Source organism: Pannonibacter sp. (assembly GCF_051860505.1).
Taxonomy (GTDB): Bacteria; Pseudomonadota; Alphaproteobacteria; order Rhizobiales; family Stappiaceae; genus Pannonibacter.
Window position 1 is genome coordinate 23,131 of sequence record NZ_JBHYDX010000037.1, and the last position, 9,317, is coordinate 32,447.

Annotated in this window: 8 protein-coding genes; 4 read left to right on the top strand and 4 right to left on the bottom strand. The window is 66.2% G+C overall.

The window, feature by feature from the left end:
• Positions 1-9: 9 nt before the first annotated feature.
• The 3 genes from ACTIFE_RS19745 to ACTIFE_RS19755 are packed head-to-tail and all read right to left on the bottom strand — an operon-like array spanning position 10 to position 3,051.
• Positions 10-1,476 (bottom strand): NAD-dependent succinate-semialdehyde dehydrogenase, encoded by a 1,467-nt coding sequence (locus tag ACTIFE_RS19745; protein WP_439530855.1) that lies wholly within the window; start codon positions 1,474-1,476, stop codon positions 10-12.
• The gene (locus tag ACTIFE_RS19750; protein ID WP_439530856.1) at positions 1,476-1,982 is read right to left on the bottom strand and encodes a formaldehyde-activating enzyme; all 507 of its coding nucleotides are present in this window, start codon (positions 1,980-1,982) and stop codon (positions 1,476-1,478) included. The genes ACTIFE_RS19745 and ACTIFE_RS19750 overlap by 1 nt, the downstream gene beginning before the upstream one ends.
• Before the next feature lie 40 nt (positions 1,983-2,022).
• Positions 2,023-3,051, bottom strand: coding sequence for an aldo/keto reductase (locus ACTIFE_RS19755; protein ID WP_439530857.1), 1,029 nt, complete (start codon positions 3,049-3,051; stop codon positions 2,023-2,025).
• Between the two features lie 186 nt (positions 3,052-3,237).
• Between ACTIFE_RS19755 and ACTIFE_RS19760 the strand changes: the two genes are divergently transcribed.
• The 4 genes from ACTIFE_RS19760 to ACTIFE_RS19775 all read left to right on the top strand — a co-directional run bounded on the left by ACTIFE_RS19760 (position 3,238) and on the right by ACTIFE_RS19775 (position 8,685).
• On the top strand, positions 3,238-4,146 hold the full coding sequence (locus ACTIFE_RS19760; RefSeq protein ID WP_439530858.1) for a LysR substrate-binding domain-containing protein: 909 nt from the start codon (positions 3,238-3,240) through the stop codon (positions 4,144-4,146).
• Positions 4,147-4,306: 160 nt separating this feature from the next.
• Positions 4,307-5,731: an aldehyde dehydrogenase family protein gene (locus ACTIFE_RS19765; protein WP_439530859.1), complete on the top strand. Its 1,425-nt coding sequence runs from the start codon at positions 4,307-4,309 to the stop codon at positions 5,729-5,731.
• A 45-nt stretch (positions 5,732-5,776) separates the two neighbouring features.
• A complete protein-coding gene (locus tag ACTIFE_RS19770) occupies positions 5,777-6,994 on the top strand; it encodes a mandelate racemase/muconate lactonizing enzyme family protein (RefSeq protein WP_439530860.1) in 1,218 nt (405 codons plus the stop codon).
• 8 nt (positions 6,995-7,002) lie between these two features.
• Positions 7,003-8,685 carry a GMC family oxidoreductase gene (locus tag ACTIFE_RS19775; protein WP_439530861.1) on the top strand — a complete coding sequence of 561 codons (1,683 nt, stop codon included), beginning with the start codon at positions 7,003-7,005 and terminating at the stop codon, positions 8,683-8,685.
• A gap of 318 nt (positions 8,686-9,003) precedes the next feature.
• On the opposite strand, the gene ACTIFE_RS19780 is transcribed toward ACTIFE_RS19775, so the two are convergent.
• Positions 9,004-9,317, bottom strand: a 314-nt coding sequence (locus ACTIFE_RS19780; protein WP_439530862.1) for a transposase, incomplete at its 5' end; no start/stop codon positions are given.

Sequence of the window (9,317 nt, forward strand, 5' to 3'; positions counted from 1 at the left end):
TTTCGCGCTTCAGCCGGCCAGCCCGCCGAAGAGCACGTATTTGGTCTCCAGATACTCCTCGAGGCCGTGACGCGAGCCTTCACGGCCGAGACCCGACTGCTTGACACCGCCGAAGGGGGCGACCTCGGTCGAGATCACGCCTTCGTTGATGCCGACCATGCCGGCCTCCAGCGCGCGGGCCACGCGCCAGGCGCGCTTCAGGTCATTTGTAAAGAAATAGGCGGAAAGCCCTGCTTCGCTTGCATTGGCCAGCTTGATCGCCTCGTCCTCGCTGTGGAACCGGAACAGGCCGGCGACCGGGCCGAAGGTCTCCTCGCTGGCCAGCGCCCAATCTATCGTCGCCCCAGTCAGTACGGTCGGCTCGAAGAACAGGCCCCCCTTGTCATGCGGCTTGCCGCCTGTAATCGCCTCGCCGCCCTTGGCAAGAGCGTCTTCCACATGGCGGGCCACCTTGGCATAGCCGCCGGCGTTGATGAGCGGACCCTGGGCGACGCCGTCTTCCTCGCCGTTGCCCACCTTCATGGCGGCAACTGCCTTGGCCAGCGCCTCGGCGTAGCGGTCGTAGATGGCGTCCTCGACCAGGATGCGGTTGGCGCAGACGCAGGTCTGGCCGGTGTTGCGGAACTTGGACGCGATCGTACCACGTACGGCCACGTCAATGTCGGCATCGGCAAAGACGATCAGCGGGGCATTGCCGCCGAGTTCCAGGCTGATCCGCTTCACGGTGTCGGCGCTCTGGCGCATCAGCAGCTTGCCGGTGGCGGTGGAGCCGGTGAAGGACAGCTTGCGCACCACGGGGCTGGCCATCAGCGGGCCGACGGCCTGCGGCGCCTTCAGCGTCGGCAAGACGTTGACGACACCGGCCGGCACGCCAGCCTCAACGCCGAGCTTGGCCAGCGCGAGGGCAGAGAGCGGCGTGTCCTCGGCCGGCTTGATGATGATCGAGCAGCCGGCGGCGAGCGCCGGCCCGACCTTGCGGGTGATCATGGCATAGGGGAAGTTCCAGGGCGTGATGGCTGCCACCACGCCGACCGGCTCCTTCAGCACGACGATCTCCGCGTCCGCCCGGTGCGAGGGCACCACCTCGCCATAGGCGCGGCGGGCCTCTTCGGCAAACCAGGTGAGGAAGCTGGCCGCGTAAGCGACCTCGCCGCGGGCCTCGCTGAGCGGCTTGCCCTGTTCGCGGGTCAGCAGCAGGGCAAGTTCGTCCTGATGCGCGAGCATCAGCTCGCCCCAGCGGCGCAGCACCTTGCCGCGCTCTGCTGCCGTAACCTTGCGCCAGGACTGGAACGCTGCCTCGGCCGCGACGATGGCCACCTCCGCATCGCTCGCCCCGCAGTCGGCCACTTGCGCAATCACGGCGCCCGTGGCGGGATTGCGCACGTCGAAGCGGGCACCATCCGCCGCCGGGCGGAACTGGCCGCCGATGAAGGCGAGGTCGGTGAGAAGGGGAAGATCGCGGGCGAGGCTGTCCATCAACGGGCTCCAGGCGTGTAGAACGGATTGGAAACGGTTCTCAGACCTTCGGCCAGAGCCTCGCGGCTCGGCCAGCCAGGCGTGAGCGCCCGTTTCGCGGCCATGTAGAGTGCCTCATTGTTGTTGGCAAAGACAGCGTCCGCATCATGGGCCGAGGGATTGACCCACACGGCGGCAATCGCCAGCCAGTCATCCTCTGCTTCCGCCGGCAAGACGCCGTCGAGAAGCGCCCGCGTCATGCCGGCGGCAACGCCGGCCTGGGCCGGGCCCCAGGTCATGGTCTCATGGGTGCCGGGCACAAGCACCGCCTTGGCGATGAACAGGGTCACCGGTTTCACCGGCAGGTTCGGCTTGAGGATGGTCTGGAACGGCAGGTGGCCGGGGCCGGGGCTGGCCGCAGCGGTTGCCAGGGCGCCCGAAATCGGGCCGGCCTTGGGACCGATGTAGAGATTGATATGGGCGGCGTTGGGGCCGGCGCCCTCGAAGCCTTCACCGATGTAGAGCATGACTTGCGTCCTTCACTGGGATCTTGCCGCGCGGGCCGGTTCAACCGGAAACGAGCGCGATGTTGGGGGACGCAGGAGGCGTCGACAGGGCACGGGGTCGGCGCTGCGGGTTGTAGTCGTTGATCATGTCGCGCGGGCGATAGGGCTCTTCCAGAAACTGGCGTTCGTGTTCCGTGAGCTCGACTGCAAGCGCGGCAATGGCATCGGCAACCTGATCCGGGTGATCGGCACCAAAGATTGGCACCGTGGAATTGCCTGTCGACAGGACCCAGGCCTGCGCGATCTGCGAGGGTGGCAAGGCGCGCTCTGCTGCGACCATGCACAGGCGGGCGGCGATCTCCCGGTCGATTTCATCGCCAAAGAAATCAAGGAACGGATCATATTCCTTACGGGCCGCCGAGCCACCGCCGACGAGATAGCCGCGGGCCAGCGGCGAGAAGGTGGTGACCGCGATGCCCTCGGACTGGCAATAGGGCATCATTTCGCGCTCTTCTTCGCGGTAGAGCAGTGAATACTGGCACTGCATGTTGACGAAGCGCGCCCAGCCGTTCTTGTCGGCAACGGCGTTCATCTTGGCAAACTGCCATGCGTACATGGTCGAGGCGCCGATGTAGCGGGCCTTGCCGGAGCGCACGATGTCGTTGAGCGCGCACATGGTTTCCTCGATCGGCGTGTGCGGATCGAAGGCATGGACGATGTAGAGATCGACGTAATCCGTGCCCATGCGCTGGAGTGAGCGATCGATGGAGCGGAACAGGTGCTTGCGCGACAGGCCCCGGTCGTTGGCATCCGCGCTCATCGGATAGAAGGCCTTGGTGGCCAGCACCAGATTGTCGCGATGGGTGAGCCTGGTCAGCGTGCCGGCGACGACTTCCTCGTTCACGCCGGTCGAGTACCAGTCCGCCATGTCGTAGAAATTGATACCGGCATCGAGCGCGGCCTTCAGGATCGGGACCGACTTGTCCGCATCCAGCACCCAGCCCTTCCAGGCCGACGATCCAATGCCCATGGTGCCCATGCACAGCCGCGAGGTCTTCAGCCCCGTGGCGCCAAACCTGATGTAATCCACGTCGTTCCTCCCGTCCCGGCGCCAGCTCTGCCGGGCTGTTGATGGCATCATGGAAAAACGGGAGGCGCACTGACAAATGGTGATTTTAGATGCAAGCATCAGGAAAACGCATGCTGCATTGCGCCCGGCTGCTGGCATGATGCGCCCGGCCGCGAGGGCCGGAAACCTGTGCTTCTGGGGGATATGATGCGCCGAATGCCAAGCCTGGCCGCCATGCGCGTGTTCGAGACTGTTGGCCTGACAGGCAGCTTCACCCGCGCGGCCGAGCGGCTCAACCTGACCCAGAGTGCCGTCAGCCGACAGGTGAAGATCCTGGAAGACCAACTCGGCGAGCCGTTGCTGATCCGCCATCATCATCGGCTTGATCTTACGCCGGCCGGGCAAACCCTGCTCAATGCACTTGGACGCGCGTTTCACGAGGTGGAGCTGGCGCTCAGGGGCATCGAGGAGGAAAGCAACGCCCGGCGGATGCGTGTCAATGCGCCGCCGACCTGGAGCAAGCGCTGGCTGGTGCCAAGGCTCAAGGACCTGCGCCGCACCTGCCCGGACATCGACATCAGCCTGACGACGGACCTGTCCGATTCGCTGGCGGAGAGCAGCCTTCTGGACTGTGCCATCCGCTTCGGCGACGGCGAGTGGCCGGCCTTCAATGCGGTGCATCTGATGACCGAGCGCCACATCGCTGTCTGCGCGCCGTCCTTGATTGCCGGCCTCAGCCGAGACGAGGCGATGGACCTCAGCCGTTTCACGTTCCTGCATGTGCTGGCCAGTTCCGACCGGCGCTATCTGACCTGGCGGCATTGGCTGAGCGCGGCCGGGCTTGAGGAGATGGACATCAGTGGCGGGCTGGAGTTTGACCTGCTGGATACGGCCATCGAAGCGGCGGTCTGCGGCCTCGGCGTTGCGGTCGCTGACCGGCACATGGTGGACCGGGAACTTGCGGACGGACGGCTTGTGCAACTGCTCGATGTCGAGGTGGACGGGCACGAATCCTACTGGCTGGTCACGCGGCAGGAAAAGAAGCCGGCGAAGATGCTGCTCGCCTTCTGCGACTGGCTGACAGGGCAATGCGCCGTCGAAACGCCGCCCGCCTGAGGCCACAACCGAAGCATCAGTTTTCCGCATGCGTCCATGACCAACCGGCATTTGCAGTTCTGCTGCAGCCGCTTCTAGCTATCAGGGTGGGAGTGCTGCAGGGCCAGCGCTTCCGGCGAGGGATCTGAAGATCCGGACCCAAAGGCATGAGGCGAGGCAGATGACGGTTGGCGCGTTCTTCATTGGCGGAAAAAGCGTGAAGCCGGCAGGCAGCCGCAGCCAGCCCGTGCTGTCGCCGGCAACCGGTGCCGTCATCGGTACGGTGGCGCTGGCGGAGGCGGACGAGATCGACGCTGCAGTCGCGGCGGCCAAGGCCGCGCAGCCGGGATGGGCGGGGCTTGCGGCCTGTGACCGGGGGGCGGCGCTGCGCCGTCTGGCGGCCGAGATCGAGGCGCGGGCGAAGACGATCGGCGCTGTGCTGGCGGCCGAGACCGGCAAGAGCCTCAGCGATGCCACGGGCGAGGCCGTCTATGGCGCCGAGATCACCCGCTATCACAGCGAATGGGCGCGGCGCATCGAGGGCGAGATCATCCCCTCCGACACGCCCGGCGAGACGCTCTTGCTGATGCGGGCGCCCATCGGCGTCGTGGTCTGCCTGATCCCGTTCAACTTTCCGATCTACACGCTGCTGCGCAAGGTGACACCGGCGCTGATGGCCGGCAACAGCGTGGTGGTGCGCCCGTCGAACACGACGCCGCTGTCGGGCCTGGCGCTGAGCGAGGCCATTCAGGCGGCCGGACTGCCGGACGGGGTGATCAACATCCTGACCATGGACCATGCCGGGGCCGGGCGGCTGTCGCAGGCCGAGGCGGTCGGCATGATCACGCTGACAGGCAGCGTCTCGGCCGGGCGGGCGGTGATGGACTATGCCAAGGCCAACATCGCCAAGACCTCGCTGGAGCTGGGCGGCAAGACGCCGGTGCTCGTCGGGCCGGACGCGGATGTGGCCGATGTCGCCCGCCGGCTGGTGACCAACAAGACCAACCATTGCGGTCAGGTCTGCACGGCAGCCGCCCGCGTCTATGTGGTCGAGGGGCTGCATGACGCGCTGGTCGCGGCGCTGACGGAGGCTTTCCGCGTGCGGCGCTTCGCCGACCGGGCGCAAGAGCCGGACGCAATGGGGCCTGTGGCCACCGAAAAGGCCCGGGCCGAGATCCACGCCATGGTCGAGCGGGCGGTGGCCGAGGGGGCAACGCTTGCGGCCGGCGGCGTGATGCCGGAAGGGCCGGGGTGGTTCTATCCGCCGACGCTGCTGACCGGCTGCCGGCAGGAAATGGAGATCATCCGGGAAGAGGTGTTCGGTCCGGTGCTGGCGGTGGTGTGGGTCAGCGACCTCGACGAGGCCCTGCGGCTGGCGAATGATCACCAGTTCGGCCTGAGCTCGGTGCTCTTCAGCAATGACCACCGCAAGGTGATGCAGATCGCCAACAGCATGGAGGCGGGCGAGCTCTACGTGAACCGCTTCCCGGCCGATCCCTACCAGGGCTACCACGCCGGCTGGAAGCGCTCAGGCCTTGGCGGAGACGACGGCAAGCACGGGCTGCTGGAGTTCACGCAGACCCGGCTCGTGGTGCTGGCGCCCTGACATGTTCTTAATTTGTTCTCACGCTCCCACAAGCCAGGTGCGCTCATGAAGCTCGTTTCGCTCACCACCGATGTCGTCGCCGTGCCTCCGCCGCATCTGGGTGGGATGTACTGGATCTTCGTGACGCTGAAGACTGCCTGCGGGATCGAAGGCGTGGGCGAGATCTATGCGACGGCCTTCCATCCGAGTGCCCTGGTGCCGGTGATCGAGGACGTGTTTGTCCGGCATCTGGAAGGGCATGATCCGCATCGGATCGAGCGTTTCTGGCGCTCGGCCTATTCCAGCGGCTTCACCCAGCGCCCCGATCCGACGATGATGGGCATCGTCTCGGGGCTGGAGATTGCCTGCTGGGACATCATCGGCAAGGCCGCCGACCGGCCGGTGATGGATCTCCTGGGTGGCCAGGTGCATGAGCGGCTGCGCGCCTATACCTATCTCTATCCGAAGAATGCAGCCGGCGAATACGACTACAACGACCCGGATCTGGCGGCGGACTGCGCGGCCGAGATGGTGCGGCAGGGCTTCACGGGCGTGAAGTTCGATCCGGCCGGGCCCTATACCTCCTATTCCGGTCATCACCTGTCGCTGGGGGGGATGGAGCGCTGCGAGACCTTCTGCGCCAAGGTGCGCGAGGCGGTTGGCGCCTCGGCTGATCTTTTGTTCGGCACCCATGGCCAGATGGTGCCGTCCTCGGCGATCCGGCTTGCCAAGCGGCTTGAGCGCTTTGATCCGCTGTGGTTCGAGGAGCCGGTGCCGCCGGGACAGGAAGCGGCCATGGCCGAGGTGGCGCGGGCGACCTCCATTCCGGTTGCGACGGGCGAGCGGCTGACCACCAAATACGAGTTCCAGCGGGTGCTGGAGCTGAAGGCGGCCTCGATCCTGCAGATGAACGTTGCCCGGGTGGGTGGCCTGCTGGAGGCCAAGAAGATCGCCGGCATGGCTGAGGCGCAGTATGCCGAGGTCGCGCCGCATCTCTACAACGGCTCGGTCGGGGCGGCGGCCTCGATCCAGCTGGCTGCGACCCTGCCGAATTTCCTGATCCACGAGGCGATCCTCGATTTCTCCGGGTTCCATGCCGAGGTGCTGAAGACCAAGCTCACGCTGGAGGATGGCTATCTCATCCCCAGCCGCGAGCCGGGCCTCGGCATCGAGCTGAACCGGGAGGTGATTGCACGCCACACGCCCTACACGGGCACACGGCTGCACCTAGAGATGGGCGACACACCGGCGGACGTGAAACAGTTCGCTCCCGCCAAGGGCTGAGACCGACCATGACCGAGACATCCCGCGCTGACCTGGCCGCTCACGGCCGGGAGGAGTTCGACTTTGTCATCGCCGGGGCAGGCTCCGCCGGGGCGATCCTGGCGGCGCGGCTGAGCGAATGCGGGCGCTACACGGTGGCGCTGGTAGAGGCGGGCGGCGAGGACCGCTCGTTCTGGCTGAAGATCCCGGTCGGCTATGCCAAGAGCTACTACAATCCGGCCGTCAACTGGATGTACCGCAGCGAGCGCGAGCCGTCGCTGGGCAACCGGCAGGTCTATGTGCCGCGCGGCAAAGTGCTGGGTGGTTCCGGGGCGATCAACGCGATGATCTTCGTGCGGGGCGCGCGCGAGGATTTCGACGACTGGCGCGCGGCCGGCAATCCCGGTTGGGGCTTTGAGGATGTGCTGCCCTATTTCCGCAAGCTGGAAACCCACGCGTTGGGCGAAAGCCCCTTCCATGGCGGCGACGGGCCGATCCATGTGACGCCGATGCGGGGGGAGACCCATCCGACCGCGGATCGCTTTCTTTCCGCCTGCGCCGAATTGCAGCTGCCGGCGACGCCCGATTTCAACGGCGCAAGCCTGGAAGGGGCGGGGATCTATGACGTGAACACCCGGGCGGGCCTGCGGTCGTCCTCCGGCGTGGAGTATCTGAAGCCGGCGCGGCGGCGGAAGAACCTTGCCGTGTTTACGAGGACGCGCGCGCTGGAAGTCGTGCTCGACGCCGAGGGACGGGCGCGGGGACTGGTCGTGCGCGCGGAGGGGACAGGGCAGGACGAAACGGGACAGCGGCTGCTCCTGGCGCGGCGCGACGTGATCCTGGCCACGGGGGCCATTGCCACACCGGTGCTGCTGCAGCGCTCGGGGCTTGGCGCGGCGGCCCGGCTCCAGGCGCTGGGCTTACCCACGCGCCGCGATCTTCCGGGGGTGGGCGCCAACCTGCAGGATCACCTTTGCGCCAGCTTCTATTTCCGCTCCCGCGTGCCGACGCTGAACGGGTCCTTCGGGTCGATCTTCGGCCAAGCGGCGCTCGCCCTGCGCTGGGCGCTGACGCGCAAGGGGCCGTTTGCCGGCAGCGTCAATCAGGCGGGCGGGTTCTTCCGATCGCGGCCGGATGCGCCGCGACCAAACCTGCAGCTCTACTTCAATCCGCTGTCCTACCGCATTCCGGAAGACCCGAAGAAGGGGCTGGCGCCGGAACCCTATCCGGGCTTTCTCGTCGCCTTCAACTCCTGCCGGCCGACCAGCCGGGGGCGGGTGGATCTTCGCATCAATGGCGGGCTTGATGACCTCACGCCGGTCATTCATGGCAATTACCTGACCACGGAGGAGGACTGCCGCGAGGCGGTGGAGGGCAGCCAGTTCGTGCGCCGGCTGATGCAGGCCCCGTCGCTTGCCGCCATCACCGAGGCGGAGATGAGCCCTTCCGTCGAGGCGCGGAGCGACCAGGAGCTGCTCGACCATTTCCGCACCAATTGCGGCTCGATCTACCACCCCTGCGGCACCGCGGCGATGGGACCGGATCCCTCAAGCGCGGTTGTCGATCACCGGCTCCGGGTGCATGGCGTGCCGGGCCTGCGTGTGGTCGATGCGTCGGTGTTTCCCAACATCACCTCCGGCAACATCAACGCCCCCGTGATGATGGTGGCCGAGAAGGGCGCGCAGATGATCCTGGAAGACGCGCGGGCCTAGTGGTGGGCGTCAGGGGCACACTTGTCGAAACTTCTACCGCGCTGTCCCGGCCTTGAGCCGGGACCTGTTAGTGTTCCTCAAGCCGGTGTGGCTGTCTGGTCGGGCGTTGCGTCCCTGCCAGGTCCCGGCACAAGGCCCATACGCGCTAACTTATGCATTTGATTGACTGGTATTTTCGCTTGGCTCTTGGAGGCTCACGGAGATGGCGGTCGATTTTGTGGATGTTGTGCCTGATTTGGGTGAGTGTTGGCTGTGGACTGATTGTGTTGCGCAGCCATGCGGCGAGCTTTTTGACGCGCCGCCAGAGACTTGGGCTTGTCAGGCGGCCGTTTTCAAGTGTGGAGAGACCTCAAACTCGCTGGTGAGCGGTTCGAGCAGCAAGGCCATGATGAGATGGGCCAGAACCCAGGGTCTGGCGGAGGTGGCGCTTGTTCCTGGCGGTGACTTGAGGCCGATCAGGCTTTTCAGGCGCTTGAAGGCCAGTTCGATGCGCCAGCGCAGGCGATAGAGGGCCAGCACGTCCTGCGTGCTGAACTGGTCTGGATCGAGCGATGTGACCAGAATGACCCACTCGGCGGCAACCAGCGTCTGGTCGCTGATCCTGTGACCGCCCTTGCGGGCCGCCTTGCGGG

Coding starts and splice junctions, on each gene's coding strand:
- ACTIFE_RS19745 (WP_439530855.1), bottom strand. CDS start 1,476: ATGGACAGCCTCGCCCGCGATCTTCCCCTTCTCACCGACCTCGCCTTC.
- ACTIFE_RS19750 (WP_439530856.1), bottom strand. CDS start 1,982: ATGCTCTACATCGGTGAAGGCTTCGAGGGCGCCGGCCCCAACGCCGCC.
- ACTIFE_RS19760 (WP_439530858.1), top strand. CDS start 3,238: ATGCGCCGAATGCCAAGCCTGGCCGCCATGCGCGTGTTCGAGACTGTT.
- ACTIFE_RS19765 (WP_439530859.1), top strand. CDS start 4,307: ATGACGGTTGGCGCGTTCTTCATTGGCGGAAAAAGCGTGAAGCCGGCA.
- ACTIFE_RS19770 (WP_439530860.1), top strand. CDS start 5,777: ATGAAGCTCGTTTCGCTCACCACCGATGTCGTCGCCGTGCCTCCGCCG.
- ACTIFE_RS19775 (WP_439530861.1), top strand. CDS start 7,003: ATGACCGAGACATCCCGCGCTGACCTGGCCGCTCACGGCCGGGAGGAG.